The following is a 21,501-nucleotide window of genomic DNA, read 5'->3' on the forward strand; positions in this document are numbered from 1 at the left end:
TTCCTATTGCGCCTGATGCGAAGCGATCAGCAGCGTGCCGTGTAGAGACGGCCGCGATTGTCGCGATACTGGCAATAGCCATTGCGCAGGTTGCGGACCAGCAGACCCGAGCCGGCGCCGACGGCCGCACCGATCAGCGCGCCCTTGGTGCCGCCGATCAGGCCACCGGCGACAGCGCCGACACCGGCGCCAACGCCAACGTCCTGCTCGGTCGTGCTGCAGCCGCTGACAGCGACCACCGCAACCATGGCAATAATCATCTTCCGCATAGAGTCACCTCTCCTTTGTCCTCACTTTAGGAGGCTACAACCGCCATTTAACATGAAACAACAGCCTTGGCCCGCTCGATTTTATTGTTGACCAAGATAGGTTTTTTCGGGGCGCGCACTGTTGTTGGAGGCAAGGACGAGGCTGGATACCTGCAATGATGCGTCGAGCGTGCCATCCGCACGCACGTTCCAGACGACCTGGTCGTAGTCGTCCTCCAGCGCCGGATCGACAGCGAGGCACTCGGCAACGACATGAGCAGCCTGACCCTGAACGTCGGCCATGGCGAAAGGCCGCTCGGCAGTGCATTGTTCGGCGGTCTCGAAGACGCTGACTGGCACCGACAATTCGCGGCATTCGGTCATGGAGCCGGAGCAGCCGATAACCAGCAGCAAGGCAGCGATATGTTCCATGGCGAGAATCCTCTCGCCACAAAAACGGACCAAAACGGGCAAAGTTCCTGCGCAGGCGGTGCCGCATCGAATAAATTGGCGGTCAGGCGCGCGACAGCGGATCGCGGGCGTCAGTTGAACTGCGTGGCCAGTGTCAGCGCGATGGCCGCGACCAAGGCAACGGCGACCAGCCGAAGCACGGGATGGGTGGCGCGGGCCGAGGTCGAGGGCGGAGCTTCGGCATCCTGGAAACCGCTCATCGAGACGCGAGCGGCCTGCTCCAGCCTGTTCATGTCGGCAACCGTCAAGACGATTCCTCCCCTGTTGCGCCGGACCCGACGGCGGCCGCAGGCCATCGCCAGGTTTCAGCGTCATCTGGGAAGAACAGCATCGGACTTTATGGTGAACAGCCGGTTAAGGATGTTGTCCGCGGGCCACAGCGCCGTCTTCGGCGCGCCTGTCGATCCATGTCAGTCCGTTTCGAAATTGCCCTTGGGAATGACGAGGCCATATTCGAGGCGATCTTCCGTGATCTCGAGCGTCGCCGTGCCGTTCAGCGACGTCGGCACGACGCGTTCCAGGGCGACGCTGCCAAAGCGCTTCTCGTTGTGCCCGACCTCACGGCCTCCGATGGCTTCGACCCAGATCAGCGACAGAGCAGGTTCGCCGTCGGCGGCAGTCGTCAGTCTGGCCGTCACCTTGACATGGCCGTTCGGCCGCGACAGGGCGCCGTAGCTAACCGAATTGACGGCGAGCTCATGCATGGCGAGACCGACATGCAAGGCGGCGTTGGGATTGAGGTAGGGGTTTGCGCCCTCGAAGCGCACGCAGCGTCTGGGGTCGGCGGCATAGCGGCCGACCTGGCCGGAAACGAGCTCGTGAAGCTCCGCACCCCGCCAGTTGGAGGATGTCACCAAATCCTGCGAGGCGGCCAACGACTGCAGCCGGCCGCGGAAGCGCGTTAGGAAATCACCCGACGTTCCGGAATAGCGACTGGTCTGGCTGGCGATGCTCTGGATGATGGCGAGCAGGTTCTTCGAGCGGTGGCTGACCTCGCGCAGCAGCGTCTTGAGCGTTTGCTCGCGGCGCTTCTGCTCGGTGGTCTCGACCATGGTGGTGACGACGCCCTGCACCTCGCCGCCGTCGCTGTGATCGGCGTCGATCCAGACCTGGAACCAGCGGACGCCGTCTTCGGCGGGCACGCCGAGCTCGAGCCGTTCAGGGTTGCCGGAGGCTATGACGCTGCGCTTGGCGGCGCCGATACGCTCGGCCTGCGCCGGCGGCAGGATGCCGTTGCTGTCTGGCGTGTCCGAGGCCCATGGCGCGCGCATGTTGCGCGCCCAGATCGTCTTCATCTCGCGGTCCTGGTAGAGCACCGAGATGCCGGCGTTGTGCAGCGCGTGGAGAAGAGCCCGGCCAAGCTGCATTCCGCTTTCGGCCGGATGCAGGGCGATGACCTCTTCGCCCTGCCCGCTGTTGCTCATGTTTGCGGCCTTGGAACGCATCGATCGCTTGCCACCGAACTCAGGCTGAACGGCCTATTGCAAAATGGGTTCCTGAAATGAGGATCCAGATACGGTCCGCCGAGCGGCATCTCGTTGGAGGATACCGCCCGGCGGGGGCTGGAAACCGTTTGAGGGGTGCGGCTTCCAGTGTTCGGAGGCTCGCCCTCACGCCCGTTTGAACAGGCCGGCAATGAGCGAGATGATCAGGAAGGCGAGGAAGATGAAGAAGAGTATCTGCGCGATGCCGGCCGAGGTGCCGGCGATGCCGCCGAAACCAAGCGCACCGGCGATGATCGCCACGACGAGAAAAACGAGCGCCCAGTAAAGCATGATCCGTCTCCTTCCTATGCTGCGGTAAAACGTGGGTGGGTAGCGTTTGTTCCACCATTTACCGAAAAAGACGATCCCTGGAAGGGGTGGGATGCGAATTCCAAAGTCTCGCCGCGACGCCCGTCCGAGACGCGCCGAAAAGCTCTATTTCATGCGGGATGGCGGACGGCGGCGGGGCGCGCGGCACCCCGTACTACGCCGCAGCCTTGGCCTGCCGATCGAAGAACAGCGCCTGGCTGATCAGCGCCTTCACCATGTCCGGGTTGAACGGCTTGGTCACCAGGAAGGCCGGTTCCGGCCGCTCACCGGTCAGCAGGCGCTCGGGAAAGGCGGTGATGAAGATCACCGGCACCGGCGTGGAGGACAGGATCTCGTTGACGGCCTCGATGCCCGAGCTGCCGTCGGCAAGCTGGATGTCGGCCAGCACCATCTTCGGCCTGGTCTTGCCGAAAATCGCCACCGCCTCGGCATGGGTGCGCGCGGTGCCGACGACGCGATGGCCAAGGCTCTCGACCATTTCCTCGATGTCCATGGCGATCAGCGGCTCGTCCTCGATGATCAGCACGTCGGTCGCCACCTGGCGGGAAATCTCGTTGCTCGCCTGGGCAAGCAGATCGGAGAATTCCTGCTCGTCGGCATCCAGGATCTCGGCCGCCTCGTCCTCGCTGAAGCCTTCGACGGCGACCAGCAGGAAGGCCTGCCGGGGCCGAGGGGCAATCGCGTTGAGATTTGCGGCCGCCCGCTGTTCCCATGCCGACTGTGCGTGTTCCTGCGGAACACGGATGGCGACCGACGTGAAAAGCCTGGCGAAGACCTTGTAGAGCGCGATGCGGTCGTTCGACGCCTGGGGAAAGATGTCGACATCGGAGATGATGGCCTCAAGCATCGCGGCGACCAGCGCGTCGCCGCTCTCCTGCGATCCGGAGACGGCGCGCGAGAAGCGGCGCAGGAACGGCAGATGCGGCGCGATGGTGGCGGAAAGGCTCATGATTGACGTCTCCCTCAGATGACGCAGTTGCATAGGTTGCCGGTCAAGCCGATGGCAAGCCCCGAAAAAATGAAACGCCGGCTTTCCGAAAAAGTTCCTATGGTGTGGAACTAATATAAGGGGACGACGTTTGAGGTCGGGACGGGCAACCAGACGAGGGTGCCGCTTTGCGTTGTGTGTTAGGGGCGGCCAGGGTGCTGGAAATAAAGGGCGAAATGAAGGATATGACGAAAGACACTTCGGCTGGCGCCGCAGGCAGGCGCCGGGCTATTTCCGGCGACCCGCTCGGGCCAAACTCGGAAATCGGCCGCAAACTCAAGCAATATTACGACGAGCTGGTCTCCGATCAGGTGCCGGACCGCTTCTCCCAATTGCTCAGTCAATTGGAGCAGGCAGACCCCGCACGGAAAAAGGATTGAAGCATGGCGGCCGTCTCGCAGAGCTTCAAGACCGACCTGCTCGGCTCGATCCCGAGCCTGCGCGCCTTTGCGGTATCGCTGACGCAAAACGCCGACAAGGCCGACGATCTGGTGCAGGAAACGCTGGTCAAGGCCTGGGACAAGCATGAAAGCTTCCAGCCGGGCACCAATCTCAAGGCCTGGCTGTTCACAATCCTGCGCAACGAGTTCTATTCGCAGATGCGCAAGCGCGGCCGCGAAGTGCAGGACAGCGACGGCATCATGACGGCGAGGCTCGCCGTTCATCCGGCCCAGCACGGCCAGCTCGATCTGAAGGATTTTCGAGGCGCGCTCGAACAGTTGCCGGAGGATCAGCGCGAAGCCATCATCCTGATCGGTGCATCGGGCTTTTCCTACGAGGAAGCGGCGGAAATCTGCGGCTGCGCCGTCGGAACGATCAAGAGCCGTGTCAGCCGTGCACGTGCCAGGCTGCAGGAAATCCTGAAGATATCCGGCGAAGACGAGTACGGTCCGGATGCGATATCGGCGCAAGTGACAGGGTCGAACGCCGCCTAAGGGTCCGGGCGACCTCGAAGCCGGCTTTCAGCACTCATGCCAGCGGTCCGCGGCCGCAGGCCGCCGCCACCGCCTCGACAAGATCCTCCCCGGAGAAGGGTTTGCTGACCAGCCTGATCTCCGGAAAGGACGTCTTCAATTCGTCCAGGTCGGAATAGCCGGAGGCGAAGATGAAGGGCAGGCCGGATTCGCGCAGCCGCGAGGCGAAGTCGAGGGTAGAGGCGCCGCTCAGCATCAGGTCGACGATGGCGGCGTCGAATCGGGCGGCCACATGCTCCGGCTCGATCTCGGTGAGGTCGCCCGCAACGACCACGTCGCCGGCGCCATAGTCGCGGCACAGCTGTTCGACATCCGCGGCGATGAGGAATTCGTCTTCCAGGACGAGAATCCGCAATCCGTCAAGCAATGGCACCTAGCAAAATCTCCTCAGATATGCCTCCCAGAAGAGGCAGTCATGAGCGCTATCGGGCGCGCTGTCATTTAAAAAGTTATGTCGGAGCGCCGACGAATTTTTGATGAGACAGGAGCGAGCGGTCCGGATCCGGCACGGCCTCGCCGAAGGGTTCCGCCGATTCCATTTACTGGCTCGGAACCTTGCCGTGTGTCGGGCGTTGAAAGCAAGCAAACGCAAGGAGTTAAGCCATGGCGAGCGCCGCAGGAAGAGCCGCGAATGACGGCCGGACGAGTCCAGACCTCGAAGCCGACATCAGGCAACTGAAAGCCGACATCGAAAAACTGACCAAGCAGTTGGCGAAGACCGGCGAGCACGGCTATGGAACGGCGCGGCGGGCCGCCAGCGAAGGCGTCGAGCAATTGCGCGCCCAAGGCGAAGCTGCCTTCGAAGGATTGCGCGGCAATGCCAGGGACATCGAGGCGCAGATCGCCGCCAATGTGCGCGAAAAGCCGGTGACCTCGCTGGCGATCGCGGCAGGTGTCGGCTTTCTGTTCGCGCTTCTGGCGCGGCGCTAGTTCCGCACAGATGGGAATGCTGGCATCGCTGATTTCGGCTGTCGCCTCCGGCGAGGCCGTCGCGGCGCTCGGCCGCGCGCGGACGATGGCGATCGTCTACGGCGTTGCGGCGCTCGCGGCACTCACCGGCCTCGGCTTCCTCATCGGCGCGGCCTATATCTGGGCCGCCGGACGCTATGGCCCGATGGCGGCCTCGCTGGGCTTCGGCATCGGCTTCCTCTTGATCGCCGGACTTATCCTTGTTGTCTACCAGTTGTCGGCGGGCCTGCGGGCGCGGCGCCGGGCACGCCGGCGCCTCGCCGATATGAAGGCGCTTGGCATCACCGCCGCGCTCGCCGCGCTACCAGTTCTGCTCAAGGGGAAGGGCGGGCTCGGCGCCGTTCTTGGTCCGGCGCTGGCGTTGGTTGCCTATGCGATCTACCGGGAGAATGCGAAGCCGGACCACGGCAAGGATCCGGACAACGAGACAGGCTAGAACGATTCCAGGTAACCGGTTCGCACTTGTCCTGGAATTGCTCAAGTTCCATAGCTATTTGGGCAGATCCTCCAACGGCATCGATATTTCGGCAAAGACGCCGTCCGGGCGGAATTCGTGCTTCACTGCGCTGGAGATGACCTTGGTCAGGCCGCGGCGGATCAGGATCGAGCCGAAGCCGTGACGATCCGGCGGCTCCACCTGAGGGCCGCCGGTTTCGCGCCAGGTCAGCACCAGGCGACGAGTGCCCTTTCTGCCGTGCGTCTTCCAGCCGAGTTCGACCCTGCCGGACGCTACCGACAGCGATCCGTGCTGCAGGGCGTTGCTTGCCAGTTCATGCAGGATCAGTCCGAGCCCGACCGCCTGGTCGGGGGTGAGCAGCAAGTCGTCGCCAGTGATCGTCATGCGCGGCTGCTCGGCGCTATCGAACGGCTTGACCTCGACCTGCACCAGCTCGTTGATGCCGATGCCGCGCCATTCGCGATCGGACAGGAGGTTGTGGGCGGCGCCCAGCGCCTGCAGCCTTGCGCCGAAGGCTTCCAAGAACTCGCTCGGCCGGCGGGCGTGGCGAACGGTCTGCGTCGCCAGCGCCTGCACCGTCGCCAGCGTGTTCTTGACCCGGTGGTTCAGCTCGCGCAGCAACAGCCGCTGGCGCTCGTCGCCGAGCTTGCGCTCGGTAATGTCGTAGTTGACGCCGAAGATCAGTGTCGGCTTGCCGTCGTCCTCGCGTTCGATGACGCGGCCACGCGTGGCGATCCAGCGCGGCGGGTAGATACCCTTCACCCGGTATTCGCCGAAATAGTCATCGCTACCGGTCAGCGCGTCGCGAAAGCGCGTCTCGGTCTGATAGACGTCGCGCGGATCGATGGCCGCCAGGATGTCGCGCGCCTTCAGCCGGTTCGAGCGCGGCAGGTTGAAAAGTTCGGACAGCAGCACGTCGCATTCGATGATGTCGGTGCGGATGTCCCATGCCCAACTGGCGAGCGAGGCGGCGTCGAGGGCGATGGCGCGGCGCTTTTCCTCCTGCGCCAGCGCCTCTTTTGCGATAGCGCCGCTGCGGGTTGCGTCCTTCAGCGCGAACAGGCTGGCGGCGAGTTCGGCCAGCGCCTTCAGCTGGCCGAGCTGATCAGCCGACGGAAAGGCGCGCGGCTTGCGGTCGAGCACGCAGAGCGTGCCGATGCGGGCGCCTGCCACGACCATCGGCACGCCGGCATAGAAGTGGACATGATGCTTGCCGGTGACTGCGGGACTCGCGGCGAAGCGTGGGTCGAGGGTCGCGTCGGTCACCACCATCGGCTCGTCGCCGGCGGCGATGGCATGTGCACTGAAGGGCATTCCGGTGGTGGTTTCGGTTTCGCCCAGGCCCAGGCTGGATTTGAACCACTGGCGCTCGGCATCGACGAGGGTGATCAGCGCGATCGGTGCCTGAAGCACAGCGGCGGCAAGACCGGTGACGCGGTCGAAATCAGGATCGGGCTCCGTGTCAAGCAGACCATGAAGCACGGCCAGGCGGTGCTCCGCCTTCACCGCGCCAAGGACATCGGCCGGCAGTCCCGGCGTTTTGCGCACCCTGCTATCCACCAAGCCCCAAATGCCGCGTCCTGCAGCCAGCACCCGCGGTGCCGACATATGCCAACGCCCCAGGCTGCGGAACCTTCGCGGCGAGGAACCGTTACCCGACCATATTCTGCCAGACGCGCCGGCCGGTGCCAAACGATACGGAGGCCGACCATGACCAAGATCATTCCCGAGGAGAAAGCCCGCCAGGGACGCTGGGGGGTCAATGTGCTCAAGATTCTTGTCGCAGGGCTGCTTCTGGCATTCGTTGCGTGGGGGATCGCGGAGATTTATGGCGAAGTCATCAAAGCTCCGACCACCGAGCAGGGGCCCAAGGGCTAGAGGCCACGTCCGCGTCCATCTCGTTTCCCGGTGCATCACGCCGCCTCTGCCCGCGCGACCCGAGACGGCACCAGCACCTTTAGCGCACCGGGGTGAATTGCGATCTCGGTCTCGCGTTCGAGTTGGACGAGCTCGCCATCCATAACGGCGCGGTATTTGCTGCTCGCGGCATGGATTTTCAGCCTGGCACTCTCCGCCTGATGGATTTCGACATGGGCGCTGTCGCGCCATTTGCCACGCGCCATGTCGAAGAAGACCCTGACCAGCTCGCCACGCCTGCGCGCCACCGAGATGTAGATGCCGAGCACGCCGCCGGCGGGGTTGTCGGCATAGGGCAGGTGGCCCTCGCCGAACAGGTTGTTGGTGACACCGATGCCGGTGGCGCGGGTCACGATCTCGGCCTCGCCGATGGTGAGTGTCACCTTCAAGGCCGGCGGGTTCTTGATCGTCGCCCAGGCGGCACGCGCCGAGGCCCGCATCTTCCCAAGGCGCGAGCCGAATTCCATGCCCTCGCGCAGCTGCACCATCTTGGCGTGCAGGCCGATGGAGAATTGGTGGATGAAAGGCCGGCCATTGGCGCTCGCCATGTCGACCGCTATCACCTCGCCATCGGCAAAGGACTTCAGCGCCGCGTCGAGCGTCTGCGGAACGCCGAGCCCGCGGGCGAAGAGGTTCATCGTGCCTGCCGGCAGGATGGCCAGCGCCGTCTTGCGGTTCATCAGCAGGCCGGCTGCGGCCGAAATGGTGCCGTCGCCGCCGCCGGCCAGTACGACATCGACGTCGCGCCGCCGGGCCGCCTTTTGGAGGGCCGCTGCAATGTCTTCGCCGGCAACCACATCGACATCCACGGAATGGCCGGCCGCCTCGAGCGTTTGGCGCAGCCGGTCACAGAAGCCGGAAAGATCGGTTGTCCGCAACGTGCCGCCATCCCGGTTCAGCACCGCCGCAAATCGCATGCCCCACTCCGTTGTCGCACACCGAGCCGCGATAGGCTCAGCCGCAGGCTGAAACGGAATGGCTAGAGAAAGGTTCCCGGGTCCGGTGAAACCGGCCAGCGCCAGCAATTTCATGGGCTTGTCCGAAGCGCGCAGCCGCATTTTTCGGAACAACGATGTGGTCACGACGTTGTGAACCTGTAGAAACGCCGCGGCCGATCCTCCAGCGACGGTGCGGTGGACCCGAAATCATGCACGAGGAGGAAGCATCATGATACGCACCCTTTTTGCGACCACCGCGCTCGCCACACTGATTGCAGCCGGCGCCTACGCGCAGACAGCGACGACCCCGGCGCCAGCCACGCAGAACGAGGCGCCGGCCGCCCCGGTGATGCGTGCCGAGGGCAGCCTTGCCACCAACATCATCGGCGAGTCCGTCTATAACGGCACGGCCGACGATGCCCAGGATATCGGCAAGGTCAGTGATGTCGTCTTTGACGAGACCGGCAAGGCGAAATCCGCCATCATCGGCGTTGGCGGTTTCCTTGGCATAGGAGCCAAGGACGTCGCCTTCGACTACGACAAGCTGCAATGGGTCGAGAAGAACGGCGACCGCTGGCTTGTCGCCGAGACGACGAAGGAAGCCCTGACGGCCCTGCCGGACTTCGACAGGAAGCCGTATGATCCGGCACCGGCTGCTCAGACCGACACGACAGCGCAGGCGCCGTCGACCACGACGGACGGCACTGGCGCGCAGAAGCCTGTCGATATGAATGCCGCGCCGGCTGAACCGGTGAAGAAGGCGGATGGCAACCTCGCCACCAACATAATCGGCGAATCCGTCTACAATGGCACAGCCGACGACGCGCAGAACATCGGCGACGTCAATGACATCGTTCTCACCAAGGACGGCAAGGCCGAGGCGCTCGTCATCGGCGTTGGCGGCTTCCTCGGCATAGGCGAAAAGAACGTCGCCTTTGACTTCGCCAAGGCCAAGTGGGCCGAAAAGAACGGCGATCGCTGGCTGGTCGCCGAGACCACGAAGGAAGAGCTGCAGGCGCAGCCGGACTTCAACCGCAAGGCCTACGATCCGGCGCCGGCAACCACAGCGTCGACCGAGGTCCCGAAGGCCGCGGCTCCGACTGCGACCGCTCCGGCGCCGATGGACAAGACAGCCGAGGCCCCGGCCGCTCCTGCGCCTGACGCCAAGGCAACCGACCCGACACAGACCGCGGCAATCGATAAGTCGACGCTGACGGAGATGCCGGTCGGCGAGATCCGGGGCGACGACCTGAAAGGGACGACCGTCTACGGCGCCAACGATGTCCAGGTCGGCGAGATCGGCGATGTCGTGCTGACGCCCGACAACAAGCCGGACGCGGTGATCGTCGATGTCGGCGGCTTCCTCGGCATCGGCGAAAAGGAAGTCGCTGTCGGCATGGACAACCTCAAATTCATGACCGACAAGGACGGCAAGAAGTACCTCTACACCACCTTCACCAAGGAACAGCTCGAAGCGCAGGCGGCCTATGACAAGGGCAGCTACGCCGAACAGCGGGACCAGCAGAGGATGATAGTGAAGTAAAGGCAATGGGAGTTGGGCGGTAGGCAGTAGGGAAGCAAGCTTTTCTACTGCCTACTGCCTATTCACATATCCAACCACGCCATCCTCCGTTAGCTCCGCCAGCGCCAGCGACTGGTCGAGATGCTCGGCCCGCCAGGCCAGCAGCCTTTCAGCAAATTGCAGTCGGACCGCGAGATAGGCAGGATCGTTGGCGACGTTGGTCAGTTCGCCCGGGTCCCTCGCAAGATCGAACAGCAACGGCGGCAGGCCGCCGCCGAAATGCACATATTTGAAGTCGTTCGAACGGATGACGGCGAGGTTGCACTGGCGCGAGCCGATGCCGAAGTGGCGCTCGGCCTCGCCGTCGGCCACCGAGCGGAAATCGAATTCCCAACGCGCGGCGTCGCGCCAGTCGCGCGGCGCGCCGCCTTCCAGGAACGGTTTCAGTGAGCGGCCGTCGAGGTGCGGTGGCGGATCCTCGCCGAGGAGATCGAGCAGGGTCGGCAGGATATCGACGGCTTCGCTGAAGCAGTCGACCTTGCCGCCGGTCGCATGGCCCAGGCGCGGGTCGCGGATGATCAGCGGGATGTGGTAGCTGCCGTCGAAGAAGCCGCCCTTGCCGAGCATGAAATGCTCGCCCATCATCTCGGCGTGGTCGGAGGTCAGCGCGATCACGGTCTCGTCCCAGGCTGTCGCCGCCTTGAGCGCCTGCCAAAGGCGTCCGAGTTGCGCGTCGACTTCGGAGATCATGCCGTAATAGATGGCCCGGATGGCGCGGATATTGTCCTCGCCCCAGTCGCGCACCCTGCCTTCGGCGCCGGGGCGGAAGTTCTGCCGCATCCGGCAGTCGAGATCGTAAGCGAGGTAAGGGTGGCTCTCGGCCTCGGCCTGCCAGCGCCCGGCGCGACTGAAAGCGGGACCGTCGGCCGGATCATACATGGTGTTGTAGGGCCCAGGCACGATGAAGGGCGGGTGCGGGCTGATGAAAGAGAGATGCGCGAACCAGGGCGCGCCGCGCTCCTGCTCGCCCAGCCAGCGGATGAACTCACCAGCGAGGAAAGCCGTCGGCGTCTGGTCCTGCGAGTAAACGGGTGGCGCATTGGACACGGGGTCGCTCGGTTCGCCAACCGGGCGGTGGATGTCCGGATGGCCGGCACTGACGTCGATGCCTTGGGCCCGCAGCCAGGATAGCCAAGGCTTCTGATGCTCGGGCAGGAATTGGCGCACCGTGAAGCCGGGCAGGACGCCCTCATAGGTTCTCAGCCTGGGGTCGCCGGGTGAAAGCAGGCGCGGATCGAGCGAGACGTCGGTATAGCCGAAAAGCGTCGGGTCATAGCCAAGCGCCCGGGCGGCAAGCGCGATGTTGCCGTGGCGGGCATCCAGCGGCGTGCCGTTGCGGCAGACGCGGTTGTTCATCTGATAGAGGCCGGTATAGAGGCAGGCGCGCGCCGGCGAGCAAGGGGCCGCGCCGCCATAGTGCCGGCGAAACAGGACGCCCTCGGCGGCAAGCGCGTCGGCATTCGGCGTTTTCACCACGGGATGACCGGCGGCGGAGAGGCAATCGCCGCGCCACTGGTCGCATGTGATCAGGAGAATGTTGGGGCGTCCGCTCTTGCTGGCCACGCGCTTGCTCCTTATCCGGCACGCCGCTCATGGAGCCGAATTCAGGCCGCCGCGCAAGGCCCCTGCCCATCTATTGATTGGTGAACAAACAGTGCGATATTGTTCACTTTTACAGCACAGTCCATTCTGTGTTTGCGTCCTTTGCCGCGGCCGTGCCGATCCTCATATTGGCGTGGACAGCGGCGAGGGCCGCACCAGCCAAAAAGGAAGGAGCAAGACAATGCTCGACCAGATCAAGGGCCTGCATCACGTGACCTCGATGGCCAGCGATGCACGCCTGAACAATGAATTCTTCACCAGGAAACTCGGCCTGCGCCGGGTCAAGAAGACCGTCAATTTCGACGCGCCCGACGTCTACCATCTCTACTATGCCGACGAGGTCGGCACGCCGGGTTCGGTGATGACCTATTTCCCGTTCCCCAATATCGGCAAGGGCCGGCATGGGGTGGGCGAGGTTGGCACCACGGTCTATTCGGTGCCCGAAGGCACGCTTGCCTATTGGGAAAAGCGCTTCGCCGACGAAGGCGTGAGCGGCGTTTCCCGCACGGAGAGCTTCGGTGAGAAGCGGCTCAACTTCGCCGGTCCCGACGGCGACGGTTTTGCGCTGGTCGAGGACAGGTCCGATAGCCGAGCGCCCTGGGTGAAGGGCGGGGTCCCGACCGACGAGGCGATCCGCGGTTTTCACTCGGTCGCCCTGAGGCTGAAGGACGGCGGCGCCACCGAGGAGTTGCTGAAGTTCATGGGCTACGAGGAGGTCGACAAGTCCGGCAATATCCGCCGGCTGGCGATCAAGAACGGCAATGGCGCCGATGTGGTCGACATCGAATCGTTGCCGGGTGCCGGCTTCGCCAATCTCGGCGCCGGCTCGGTCCACCATGTCGCATTCGCGGTCGAGGATCGCGCCAGGCAGCTCGAGGTCCGCAAGGCGCTGGTCGATACGGGCTACGGCGTGACACCGGTGATCGACCGCGACTATTTCTGGGCGATCTATTTCCGCACGCCGGGCGGCGTGCTGTTCGAGGTGGCGACCAACGAGCCGGGCTTCAACCGCGACGAGGACACCGCCCATCTCGGCGAGGCGCTGAAGTTGCCGACGCAGCACCAGCACCTGCGGCCCTATCTCGAACAGCACCTGCAGAAGCTGGAAGACTGAGCCATGAGCAAGGATGCCTACTTCCACAAGCTGCTGCCCGGTTCGCCGGGCAGCCCGCTGCTGTTCGTTTTCCACGGCACAGGAGGCGATGAGAACCAGCTGATATCGCTGGGGCGCGAGCTTCTGCCCTCGGCAACCATCGTGTCGCCGCGCGGCGACGTGTCGGAGCAGGGCGCCGCGCGCTTCTTCCGCCGCACCGGCGAGGGCGTCTATGACATGGACGACCTCGCGCGGGCGACCGGCAAGATCGCCGGCTTTATGAAGGCGCATGTCGAGGCGGCGAAACCCTCGGCAGTTCTCGGGCTCGGCTATTCCAACGGCGCCAACATCCTGGCCTCGGTGGCTTTTGCGCAGCCAGGCCTGCTCGACGCGGCGGCGTTGATGCATCCGCTGATCCCGTTCGAGCCGCAGGTGAAAGGCAGCCTTGCCGGCCGCCATATGCTGATCACGGCCGGCAAACGCGATCCGATCTGTCCGCCCAGCCTGACGTCACGGCTGGAGGCCTATTTGCGCGCCGATGGCGCCGATGTCACAGTGGAATGGCACGATGGTGGGCACGAGGTGCGGCCGAACGAAATCGAGGCGGCGCGGCGGTTCTTCGCCGCCTTGCCGGTTGAAGGGAGCGTGAGCAATGGCTGATCAATTGCCCGAGATCGAACTGGAGGATCGCGGCTCCAAGGGCCGCTATGTTCTGCGCGGGCCCGGCGGCGCCGAGGCCGAGATGACCTTCACCAAGATCGGCGAGCACCAGCTCATCATCGACCACACCGAGGTGCCGGACGTGTTTCGCGGCCAGGGCGCGGGGCTTCGCCTCGTCACCCGCGCCGTCGAGGACGCGCGCGCGGCCGGCAAGAAGATCATCCCGCTCTGCCCGTTCGCCAACGCCCAGTTCCGCCGCCATCCGGAATGGGCCGACGTGCTGAAGCAGTAGTCGCCGCCCCTTTGGGTCGGCAGCCACAAATCCAAGCGCCGGTCTGGCATTTGCGCGATTTAGCCATCTTGCCTAAGTAGAGGTATCGTCCGCGGGCGCATTCGCCGTCCGCGGCCCGCCACCTCAAGCCAATGGCCTCCTGATGACCGCAACCGACCTCATCCCCGTCTTCGACGGCCACAACGACACGCTGCTCAGGCTCTACCAGTCGAAGGAAGCGGATGTCGAAAAGCTGTTCATCGAAGGCACGCCGGGCGGCCATATCGACCTGCCCCGCGCAAAAAAGGGTGGCTTTGCCGGCGGCATGTTCGCGATCTTCCCGCCGCCGATCCAGAAGACCAAGCGCAGCGCCGTGCCGCCGGCGCCGAGCGACAACGAACCCCTGCCGCCGGAGCTGCCGCGTGCCGAGGCGGTCACATCGACCATCGGCATGGCCTCGATCCTGTTTAGGCTGGAGCGGGCAGGCGCGCTGACCGTCTGCCGCAGCGCCGGTGACGTGCGCGAGGCGATGGCGAAGGGCTCGATCGCGGCGGTGTTCCATATCGAAGGCGTCGAGGCGATCGATCCCGAGCTTGCCATGCTAGACGTGCTGCACGTCGCGGGGCTGCGCTCGCTGGGCATCGTCTGGAGCCGCCCCAACGCCTTCGGCAACGGCGTGCCGTTTCGCTTTCCGTCGTCGCCGGACACAGGGCCCGGCCTGACCGACGTGGGCAAGGCGCTGGTCAAGGCCTGCAACCAGCTCAGAATCATGATCGACCTCTCGCATCTCAACGAAAAGGGTTTTCGCGACGTGGTCGCGCTCAGCGATGCGCCGCTGGTCGCTACCCATTCCAACGTGCATGCGATCTGCGGCCATTCGCGCAACCTGACCGGCTGGCAGCTCGGCGCGATCCGCGAGACAGGCGGCATGGTCGGCCTGAACTTCGCCACCGGCTTCCTGCGCGAGGATGGCAAGATGAACGCCGATACCGGGCTCGACATCATGGTCCGCCATATCGACTCGCTGCTGCAGGCGCTAGGCGAGGATGGCGTCGGGCTGGGCTCGGATTTCGACGGCGCGATGATCCCGGCGGTGATCGGCGATGTCGCCGGCCTGCCCAAGCTGATCGATGCGCTGGCCGCAGGCGGCTTCGGGCGCGCGCTGATCGAGAAGATCGCTTATCGCAACTGGTTGAGCGTGCTGGAGAGAACGATAGGTTAGGTTACAGCACGCAGCCGATGCGCTTCAGCCAGTCCTTGCCGACGCCGCGATCGCGGGGCAAGGGGTCTTCGTGATCTAGGCGGGCGCAGATGCGGTAGACCTCGAGCGTCTCGGCATTCATCTCTCCGCGCTTGAAGAAGATCGTCGTCCGCTTGGCTTGCCATGTCAAAAATCCGCCGGCGGGCTGGCGGTGCGACGGTCGAGCCTGATAAAGGGGCGCTGCACCACCTTCGCGCGTTTCATCAGCTTCTGGTACTGCAGCTCGCGCATGGCGTAGATCTCGACCCAGAGGTCGTCGACGATCGTATCGCCATAAGGCCGCTGCAGCGAGGCGAGAGCGATGTTGCGCTTGGCCATCGGCGACCACATGGCGGCGCTGACCAGCCCGACCTCCTGGCTCTTGCGATAGTAGACGATGGCATGCTCGGCCGGGATGTTGCCCTCGATCTCCAGCCCGACCAGCACGAGGCGCAGCTTCCTCTTCGTCCGCGCTTCGAAAATGGCACGTCGGCCGTTGAAGTGCCCCTTCTCGGGATCGACCATGAAACCGAGGCCGACCTCGTCCGGCATGCGCAGGCGGTCGGCGCGAATGGCATGCTCGGCGGTGGTGAAGTCGGCATTGGCGACGATCAGGCCGGCTTCGAGCCGGGCGCGGTTCAGCGCCGTGTAGCCGATGGCGCGGATGCCGCGCAGTTCGCCCGCCGCCATCAGCCGGTCCCACAGGCTCAGCGCCTTGTCGGCGGGCACGAACAGCTCGTAGCCGAGATCGCCGGTGAAGCCGGTGCGCGAGATCGTAACGGTGGCGCCGTCATGCGCGAACTCGGCGAGGTCGAAAACCTTCAGCCGCTCGACACCGGCAAAGCCGGCGTCGCGCAGGATGGCGAAGGAGGTCGGGCCTTGCAGCGCCAATCCGGCGACGGCTTCGGTCTCCTCCTCGACGTTGACCTCGTAGCCCATGGCGCTGTCGAGCAGCCAGGGCAAATGCCGCTCCTGCGAGCAGAGGCGAAAGCGCGTCGGCGACAGCCGCAACAAAGTGCCGTCGTCGAGGACAAAACCTTCGTCGTCGCACCAGGCGGTGTAGTGGACGCGGCCGGGCTTCAGCCTGGTCACGTCGCGCAGCGTGACACGGTCGAGATAGGCTTCGGCGTCCGGCCCCTCGATGCGGTATTTCGTCATCGGCGAGATGTCGAAGAGTGCCGCCTGGCTGCGGATGGCGAAATATTCGAGCTCCTCGTCCCATAACGAGTGCGGGGCGCGATAGCCGGCCCAGCTGTACCACTCCTGCTTCAAGCCCAGCGCGTCGATGCGCGGCTGGAAGGGCGTGCCCAGCCGCAGCGTGCGGAAGTGTGATTGCGCGATGGTGCGGGCTTCGAGCGCTGCATCGGCCTCGGTCTCGACGGGCTTCTTCCTGGTTGCTTGCGCCATGCTCATGCCCTCATCGCGATGATGCGGCGCGCGGCGTTGAGGCCGGGCGCGCCGGAGATGCCGCCGCCCGGGTGCGAGCCGGCTCCGGCGAGGAACAGTCCTTCGAGCGGGGTGTCGTAGCCCGACCAGCCGGAGACCGGCCGCGACACCAGCATCTGGTCGGCCTGCAATTCGCCATGGTGCCAGTGGCCGCCGGGCATGCGGTAGCGCGCCTCGATGTCGGCAGGCGTCAGAAGCTCGGCATGGCGCACCGTCGCGCCGATGCCCGGCGCGTAGGTCTCGAGCTGTGCCATGATCGCCTTGAGGAATTGCGGCCTGCCGGCGGCCCAGCCCGCTCGCAGCGCATAGGGGGCATATTGCACCACGGCCGAGAGCACGCAGGCGCCGGAGGGTGCCAGCGAGGCATCGGCCAGGCTGGGCAGCGTGATCTCCATCACCGGCTCGGGCGAGAACGCGCCATATTTCGACGGGTTGAAGGCGCGCTCGACATGGTCGGGCGAGGGCGCGATGACCAACCGGCCCTTGTGGCCGGCAGCGCCGACGCCGGAAAATTGCGGCGGTTGGTCGAGCGCCAGATGCAGCTTCGCCGCGTCGCCCTTCATGCGGATGTTCTTCACCCTGCGCACGAAGCCCGTGTCGACCTCGCGCGGGCCGACGAGATCGAGGATGGTCGTCGCCGGATTGATGGCGGAAACGACAGTCTTTGCCCGCAGCGTCTCGCCGCCTTGCGTGACGACGCCGACGGCGCGGCCCTTCTCGACGACGACCTTGGCGACCGGCGATGCCGGGCGGATCGTCACACCTGCCCTCTCGGCCGCCGCGCGGATGGCGGCGACGATGGCGCCCATGCCGCCTTTCGGCAGCATCTGCGCGCCGGCAAGGCCGCCGATCTCGCCGGCCAGCCGGTAATAGAGACCGAGCAGCGAGGTCGGCGAGCGCGGGCCGAGATGGGAGCCGAGCGTCGCGTCGAAAGCGAGCAGGCCCTTCAGCCTGTCGTCCGAAAGCTGCTCGTCGAGCAGGTCGTAAGCATTCATCAAAAGCACGCGCAGGAAGTCGCGCATGTCCTCCTTGCCGAGCCGCTTCAGCGCCAGCGCGGTCTGGCCGAGGCCGGTCATCTCGGCGATCGACATGCCGGCAAGATCCGGCGGCCGGCGCGACAGGAACGGCTTCAGCACGCCGGCATAGCGAAGCAGCTGCGCGCGCAGTTCCTTCCATGCGGATTGCTCGGTGGGGCTGGCGCCGGTCAGCACCTCGCCATAGGCACCGTGCAGCACCAGCGGGCCGTCCTTCGACAGCGCGACCGAAGGCACGATATCGGCGCGCTCGACCTTGAGGCCGCGGCGCTCCAGCTCCAGCGTCTTCACCACATCGGGATGCAGGCGGTTGAGCAGGTGGGCGACCGCCGAGACACGAAAGCCGGGCGCGAATTCCTCGGTGCGGGCGGCGCCGCCGACATCACTGCCTGCTTCGAGCAGCAGCACCTTGCGGCCCGATTTCGCCAGCGTGGCGGCGGCGACGAGGCCGTTGTGGCCGCCGCCGATGACGATGGCATCCCAATTCACTTCAGATGACGTCATGGGCCGGGCTCATATGTGAGGTTGGCTTGGCGAGATCGCGCAGGATCTCGGCGGCGGCGTTGCGTCCGGGCGCGCCCATGACGCCGCCGCCCGGATGGGTGGAGGAGCCGCACATATAGAGCCCGCCCACCGGCGAGCGGTATTGCGCGTAGCCAGGCACCGGGCGGTTGAACAGCAATTGGTCGAAGGTCAGTTCGCCCTGGAAAATGTTGCCTTCGGTGAGGCCGACCTCGGCCTCGATTTCGCGCGGCGTGCGCACCTCCATATGGACGATGCGGTCGCGGAAGCCGGGCGAGTATGCGGCGATCTGCGAAATCACGCTTTCGGCGAAGCCGTCGCGGTCGGCGTCGGTCCAGTCGCGGCCGTCAATCTTCGGCGGCGCGTATTGCACGAAGCAGCTCATGAAATGTTTTCCCGGCGGCGCCATGGTCGGGTCGAGCGTGGTCGGGATCATCATGTCGAGGAAGGGGTCGGCCGACCAGCGATCGGCCTTCCAGTCGTCATAGGCGCGCTCCATGCGCTCGATGGAATCGGTGAAGTGCATGTCGGCGCGATAGACCGGCGAATCCTTGGGCAGGGCCCGGAATTCGGGCAGCGAATCCAGCGCGATGTTGACCTTGCCGGAGGAGCCGCGGATCTTGAAGTTCCTGACACGGCGCAGAAAGATGTCGGGCAGTTCCTTCTCCTCGATCAGCTTCAGGAAGGTGCGCTTGACGTCGGCGTTGGAGATGACGAGCTTGCCGTAGATCTCCTCGCCGCCGGCGAGCACGACGCCTTTGGCCTTGGCGTTCCTGACCAGCACATGATCGACCTCGGCGCCGGTGCGGATGGTGCCGCCGGAGGCCCTGAAGGACGCGGCCAGCGCCTTGGTGACGGCGCCCATGCCGCCGCGCGCATAGCCCCAGGCGCCGACCGAGCCGTCGACCTCGCCCATATAGTGGTGGAGCAGCACGTAGGCCGTGCCCGGCGACATCGGCCCGAGCGCGGTGCCGATGATGCCGGACAGCGCGAAGTTAGCCTTGATGACGTCGGTCTCGAAATACTCGTCGAGGAAGTCCGAGATCGACATCGTCCAGAAGCGCAAGGTCAGCGCCATCTCCTCGGCCGTTAGGCCAGCGAACTTTTTCCCCAGATAGAGCATTTCGCCGAGGTCGCGCGGCTTGAAACTGGTCGGGTCGGGCGCGGTGCGCATCAAGAGCGGCTGGATGAAGCGGCATTGCCGCGTCACGTCGCGCGAATAGCGGTCATAGGCCTCCGCGTCGCGCCTGGAAAAGCGGGCGAACTCGCGGCGATGCGCGTCATGGTCGCGGTAGTTGGCGAGATAGTCGCCGTCGCGTGTGAACACCGCGCCGCCTTCATAGGAGATCACCTGCAGCCCGAAGCGCGGCAGCTCCAGGTCGCGCATGATCTCTGGCCGGAACAGCGAACAGACGTAGGAACAGTTGGAATAAAGGAAGCCTGGCGTCAGCTCGCGGCTGGTGGCGGCGCCCCCGACCCAGTCGTTCTTCTCGACGACCAGCACGTCGAGCCCGGCGCGCTGCAGGTAACAGGCATTGACCAGGCCGTTGTGGCCGCCTCCGATGACGATCGCATCCCACGCCTTCATGTGCGCTCAACCTCCATCCGGATGCCCTTCTTTTTGTGTGGTCTGTTCCCCGATGCGTCGAATTTGGCACGGATCAAGGATTTCTGTCTAGCCATTTTGAATGAATGTTCAACAAATGGTGTTGCGTTTTCCTGTTTATGCGCTAGGCTTTGCGGGCAATTGGAACTGGCCACTTTCGAAATCTTGGGTTGAGATCCGATGATCGAAACGGCGGACGCCGAGCCGGAGTACGACGACACCGCCATTCGCTTCCTGGAGGCGCTCTGGGGCGACGGCTATCTGTCGCCGGGCGGACCCGAGGAGGTCGACAGGGTGGTAGAAGGCCTGTCGCTGAAGGGCAAGACGATCCTCGACATCGGCTGCGGCGCCGGCGGGATCACGCTGCATCTGGTCAAGCGTCACGGCGCGGCGTATGCCACCGGCTTCGATGTCGAAGGACCCGTCATCGAGGCCGCCAGGCAACGGGCGGCCGCGAGATCTCTCGGCGAGCGCACCAGCTTCATCCAGGCGCCGCCCGGTCCGCTTCCCTTCGCTGACGCATCCTTCGATGTCGTCTTCTCCAAGGATGCGCTGCTGCACGTGCCCGACAAGGACGCGTTGTTCGCCGAGATCTTTCGCGTGCTGAAGCAGGGTGGCGTCTTCGCCGCGTCGAACTGGATGATTGCGCATGACGGCGAACCGTCGCCGGAGATGAAGGCCTATGTCGCGGCCGAAGGCCTGTCCTTCACCATGGCCTCGCCGGCGCGCTATGCGCAGGCGATGCGCTTGGCGGGCTTCGCCGATATCGCCGTGCGCGACCGCAATCCCTGGTATCGCGAAGTGGCGCGCGACGAGCTGGCGCGGCTCAAGGGGCCGCTTTATTGGCCTGTCGCCGCCGTGGTGGGTGCCGCCTATGTCGACAAGAACATCCATACCTGGGAGGCGATGCAGAAGGTGCTTGACAGTGGTGAGCACCGTCCCACTCATCTGCGCGGTTGGAAGCCGGTGGTATAGCCGGCGATGCTGGAGACCGTGACGCTCATGAAGACTGCAGAGGCCAGGAAGGTTCTCCCCGAACCGTCGCGAAAGGGCGACGCCGAAAAGCGCGGCCGCAAGGCCTCGAAGGAGGTCAGGCAGCTGCAGCTGATCGAGGCGACGATCGATTCGCTGGCCAAGCGCGGCTACGCGGAGACGACGATGGCCGATGTCGCCGATGGCGCCGGCCTGTCGCGCGGCATCGTCAACTTCCATTTCGAGAGCAAGGAAAAGCTGCTGATCGCCACGCTGCAGCACATGTATGACGAATATTCGGCGCATTGGCGCGCGGCCCTGCAGAAGGCTGGCGATGATCCGGCAAGGCAGCTGCAGCTGCTGGTGTGGGCCGACTTCGACCGCTCGATCTGCAACAAGCGCAAGCTCGCGGCATGGCTGGCCTTCTGGGGCGAGGCCAAGTCGCGGCCGACCTACCAGGCGCTGAGCAGCTCGCGCGACAACTACTACCAGCAGGTCTTCATCGATCTCTGTGCGAAGCTCAAGGAGAGCGGTGGCTACACCTATGAACCCCAGGTCATAGCGCTGGCGCTCAGCGGCATGCTCGAGGGGCTCTGGCTGCGGCTGATGATGGGCACCGAGGACACCACCCGCGAAACCGCGCTGCAGGCGGCGAATGCGTTCCTGGCGGCGGCATTTCCCAGGCACTACCCATGAG

General features: G+C 64.9%; 26 protein-coding genes. 12 read left to right on the forward strand and 14 right to left on the reverse strand.

Features of this window, described 5'->3' with window-relative positions; genetic code table 11:
- Window positions 1-26: 26 nt before the first annotated feature.
- The 6 genes from EJ073_RS25340 to EJ073_RS25360 all read right to left on the reverse strand — a co-directional run bounded on the left by EJ073_RS25340 (window position 27) and on the right by EJ073_RS25360 (window position 3,482).
- Complete coding sequence (locus EJ073_RS25340) at window positions 27-269, reverse strand: YMGG-like glycine zipper-containing protein (RefSeq protein ID WP_126057995.1); 243 nt, start codon at window positions 267-269, stop codon at window positions 27-29.
- A gap of 81 nt (window positions 270-350) precedes the next feature.
- Window positions 351-680 (reverse strand): hypothetical protein, encoded by a 330-nt coding sequence (locus EJ073_RS25345; RefSeq protein WP_126057996.1) that lies wholly within the window; start codon window positions 678-680, stop codon window positions 351-353.
- A gap of 110 nt (window positions 681-790) precedes the next feature.
- The gene (locus EJ073_RS31750) at window positions 791-967 is read right to left on the reverse strand and encodes a hypothetical protein (protein ID WP_189347275.1); all 177 of its coding nucleotides are present in this window, start codon (window positions 965-967) and stop codon (window positions 791-793) included.
- A gap of 162 nt (window positions 968-1,129) precedes the next feature.
- Window positions 1,130-2,143: a sensor histidine kinase gene (locus EJ073_RS25350; RefSeq protein ID WP_245455356.1), complete on the reverse strand. Its 1,014-nt coding sequence runs from the start codon at window positions 2,141-2,143 to the stop codon at window positions 1,130-1,132.
- 186 nt (window positions 2,144-2,329) lie between these two features.
- Entirely contained in the window at window positions 2,330-2,494 is a 165-nt protein-coding gene (locus tag EJ073_RS25355; RefSeq protein ID WP_036240811.1) for a DUF1328 domain-containing protein, read from the reverse strand.
- Between the two features lie 193 nt (window positions 2,495-2,687).
- Entirely contained in the window at window positions 2,688-3,482 is a 795-nt protein-coding gene (locus tag EJ073_RS25360) for a response regulator (protein WP_126057998.1), read from the reverse strand.
- 215 nt (window positions 3,483-3,697) lie between these two features.
- On the opposite strand from EJ073_RS25360, the gene EJ073_RS25365 reads away from it, so the two are divergent.
- Together EJ073_RS25365 and EJ073_RS25370 are read left to right on the forward strand one after the other, a co-directional pair.
- Window positions 3,698-3,901 carry a NepR family anti-sigma factor gene (locus EJ073_RS25365; RefSeq protein ID WP_126059339.1) on the forward strand — a complete coding sequence of 68 codons (204 nt, stop codon included), beginning with the start codon at window positions 3,698-3,700 and terminating at the stop codon, window positions 3,899-3,901.
- 3 nt (window positions 3,902-3,904) lie between these two features.
- Window positions 3,905-4,456, forward strand: a complete 552-nt coding sequence (locus EJ073_RS25370; RefSeq protein WP_126057999.1) for an RNA polymerase sigma factor — start codon at window positions 3,905-3,907, stop codon at window positions 4,454-4,456.
- 34 nt (window positions 4,457-4,490) lie between these two features.
- On the opposite strand, the gene EJ073_RS25375 is transcribed toward EJ073_RS25370, so the two are convergent.
- Window positions 4,491-4,862 carry a response regulator gene (locus EJ073_RS25375; RefSeq protein WP_126059340.1) on the reverse strand — a complete coding sequence of 124 codons (372 nt, stop codon included), beginning with the start codon at window positions 4,860-4,862 and terminating at the stop codon, window positions 4,491-4,493.
- A gap of 236 nt (window positions 4,863-5,098) precedes the next feature.
- Here EJ073_RS25375 and EJ073_RS25380 point away from each other — a divergent pair, with 236 nt between their 5' ends.
- Window positions 5,099-5,425 carry a DUF883 family protein gene (locus EJ073_RS25380; RefSeq protein ID WP_126058000.1) on the forward strand — a complete coding sequence of 109 codons (327 nt, stop codon included), beginning with the start codon at window positions 5,099-5,101 and terminating at the stop codon, window positions 5,423-5,425.
- A 10-nt stretch (window positions 5,426-5,435) separates the two neighbouring features.
- Window positions 5,436-5,900 (forward strand): hypothetical protein, encoded by a 465-nt coding sequence (locus tag EJ073_RS25385; RefSeq protein ID WP_126058001.1) that lies wholly within the window; start codon window positions 5,436-5,438, stop codon window positions 5,898-5,900.
- Between the two features lie 54 nt (window positions 5,901-5,954).
- Here EJ073_RS25385 and EJ073_RS25390 read toward each other — a convergent pair whose 3' ends face one another.
- Window positions 5,955-7,481, reverse strand: coding sequence for an HWE histidine kinase domain-containing protein (locus tag EJ073_RS25390; RefSeq protein WP_189347273.1), 1,527 nt, complete (start codon window positions 7,479-7,481; stop codon window positions 5,955-5,957).
- Between the two features lie 150 nt (window positions 7,482-7,631).
- Between EJ073_RS25390 and EJ073_RS31755 the strand changes: the two genes are divergently transcribed.
- The gene (locus tag EJ073_RS31755; protein WP_189347266.1) at window positions 7,632-7,799 is read left to right on the forward strand and encodes a hypothetical protein; all 168 of its coding nucleotides are present in this window, start codon (window positions 7,632-7,634) and stop codon (window positions 7,797-7,799) included.
- A 35-nt stretch (window positions 7,800-7,834) separates the two neighbouring features.
- Here EJ073_RS31755 and EJ073_RS25395 read toward each other — a convergent pair whose 3' ends face one another.
- A complete protein-coding gene (locus EJ073_RS25395; RefSeq protein WP_126058003.1) occupies window positions 7,835-8,755 on the reverse strand; it encodes a diacylglycerol kinase family protein in 921 nt (306 codons plus the stop codon).
- Window positions 8,756-9,005: 250 nt separating this feature from the next.
- Here EJ073_RS25395 and EJ073_RS25400 point away from each other — a divergent pair, with 250 nt between their 5' ends.
- A complete protein-coding gene (locus tag EJ073_RS25400) occupies window positions 9,006-10,319 on the forward strand; it encodes a PRC-barrel domain-containing protein (protein WP_126058004.1) in 1,314 nt (437 codons plus the stop codon).
- Window positions 10,320-10,370: 51 nt separating this feature from the next.
- On the opposite strand, the gene EJ073_RS25405 is transcribed toward EJ073_RS25400, so the two are convergent.
- Window positions 10,371-11,921, reverse strand: coding sequence for an alkaline phosphatase family protein (locus EJ073_RS25405; protein WP_126058005.1), 1,551 nt, complete (start codon window positions 11,919-11,921; stop codon window positions 10,371-10,373).
- Between the two features lie 220 nt (window positions 11,922-12,141).
- Here EJ073_RS25405 and EJ073_RS25410 point away from each other — a divergent pair, with 220 nt between their 5' ends.
- The 4 genes from EJ073_RS25410 to EJ073_RS25425 all read left to right on the forward strand — a co-directional run bounded on the left by EJ073_RS25410 (window position 12,142) and on the right by EJ073_RS25425 (window position 15,206).
- The gene (locus EJ073_RS25410; protein ID WP_126058006.1) at window positions 12,142-13,074 is read left to right on the forward strand and encodes a VOC family protein; all 933 of its coding nucleotides are present in this window, start codon (window positions 12,142-12,144) and stop codon (window positions 13,072-13,074) included.
- Window positions 13,075-13,077: 3 nt separating this feature from the next.
- Window positions 13,078-13,713 carry an alpha/beta hydrolase gene (locus EJ073_RS25415; RefSeq protein ID WP_126058007.1) on the forward strand — a complete coding sequence of 212 codons (636 nt, stop codon included), beginning with the start codon at window positions 13,078-13,080 and terminating at the stop codon, window positions 13,711-13,713.
- Window positions 13,706-14,005, forward strand: coding sequence for a GNAT family N-acetyltransferase (locus EJ073_RS25420; RefSeq protein ID WP_027166574.1), 300 nt, complete (start codon window positions 13,706-13,708; stop codon window positions 14,003-14,005). The genes EJ073_RS25415 and EJ073_RS25420 overlap by 8 nt, the downstream gene beginning before the upstream one ends.
- Window positions 14,006-14,147: 142 nt before the next feature.
- The gene (locus EJ073_RS25425; RefSeq protein ID WP_126058008.1) at window positions 14,148-15,206 is read left to right on the forward strand and encodes a dipeptidase; all 1,059 of its coding nucleotides are present in this window, start codon (window positions 14,148-14,150) and stop codon (window positions 15,204-15,206) included.
- A gap of 1 nt (window position 15,207) precedes the next feature.
- Here EJ073_RS25425 and EJ073_RS31760 read toward each other — a convergent pair whose 3' ends face one another.
- Genes EJ073_RS31760 through EJ073_RS25440 form a run of 4 tightly spaced genes read right to left on the reverse strand, consistent with a single transcriptional unit; the run spans window position 15,208 to window position 19,814 of the window.
- Window positions 15,208-15,375, reverse strand: coding sequence for a hypothetical protein (locus tag EJ073_RS31760; protein WP_189347280.1), 168 nt, complete (start codon window positions 15,373-15,375; stop codon window positions 15,208-15,210).
- Window positions 15,372-16,631, reverse strand: coding sequence for an aminomethyltransferase family protein (locus EJ073_RS25430; RefSeq protein ID WP_126058009.1), 1,260 nt, complete (start codon window positions 16,629-16,631; stop codon window positions 15,372-15,374). Before EJ073_RS25430 ends, EJ073_RS31760 begins: the two co-directional genes overlap by 4 nt.
- Before the next feature lie 2 nt (window positions 16,632-16,633).
- Entirely contained in the window at window positions 16,634-18,208 is a 1,575-nt protein-coding gene (locus EJ073_RS25435) for an NAD(P)/FAD-dependent oxidoreductase (RefSeq protein WP_126058010.1), read from the reverse strand.
- Window positions 18,195-19,814 carry an NAD(P)/FAD-dependent oxidoreductase gene (locus EJ073_RS25440; protein WP_126058011.1) on the reverse strand — a complete coding sequence of 540 codons (1,620 nt, stop codon included), beginning with the start codon at window positions 19,812-19,814 and terminating at the stop codon, window positions 18,195-18,197. The genes EJ073_RS25435 and EJ073_RS25440 overlap by 14 nt, the downstream gene beginning before the upstream one ends.
- A gap of 198 nt (window positions 19,815-20,012) precedes the next feature.
- On the opposite strand from EJ073_RS25440, the gene EJ073_RS25445 reads away from it, so the two are divergent.
- Together EJ073_RS25445 and betI are read left to right on the forward strand one after the other, a co-directional pair.
- Window positions 20,013-20,807, forward strand: coding sequence for a methyltransferase domain-containing protein (locus EJ073_RS25445; protein WP_126058012.1), 795 nt, complete (start codon window positions 20,013-20,015; stop codon window positions 20,805-20,807).
- Between the two features lie 27 nt (window positions 20,808-20,834).
- A complete protein-coding gene (betI, locus tag EJ073_RS25450; protein WP_245455358.1) occupies window positions 20,835-21,500 on the forward strand; it encodes a transcriptional regulator BetI in 666 nt (221 codons plus the stop codon).
- The last annotated feature ends 1 nt before the right edge of the window (window position 21,501 follow it).

Source organism: Mesorhizobium sp. M4B.F.Ca.ET.058.02.1.1 (assembly GCF_003952505.1).
Lineage (GTDB): Bacteria > Pseudomonadota > Alphaproteobacteria > Rhizobiales > Rhizobiaceae > Mesorhizobium.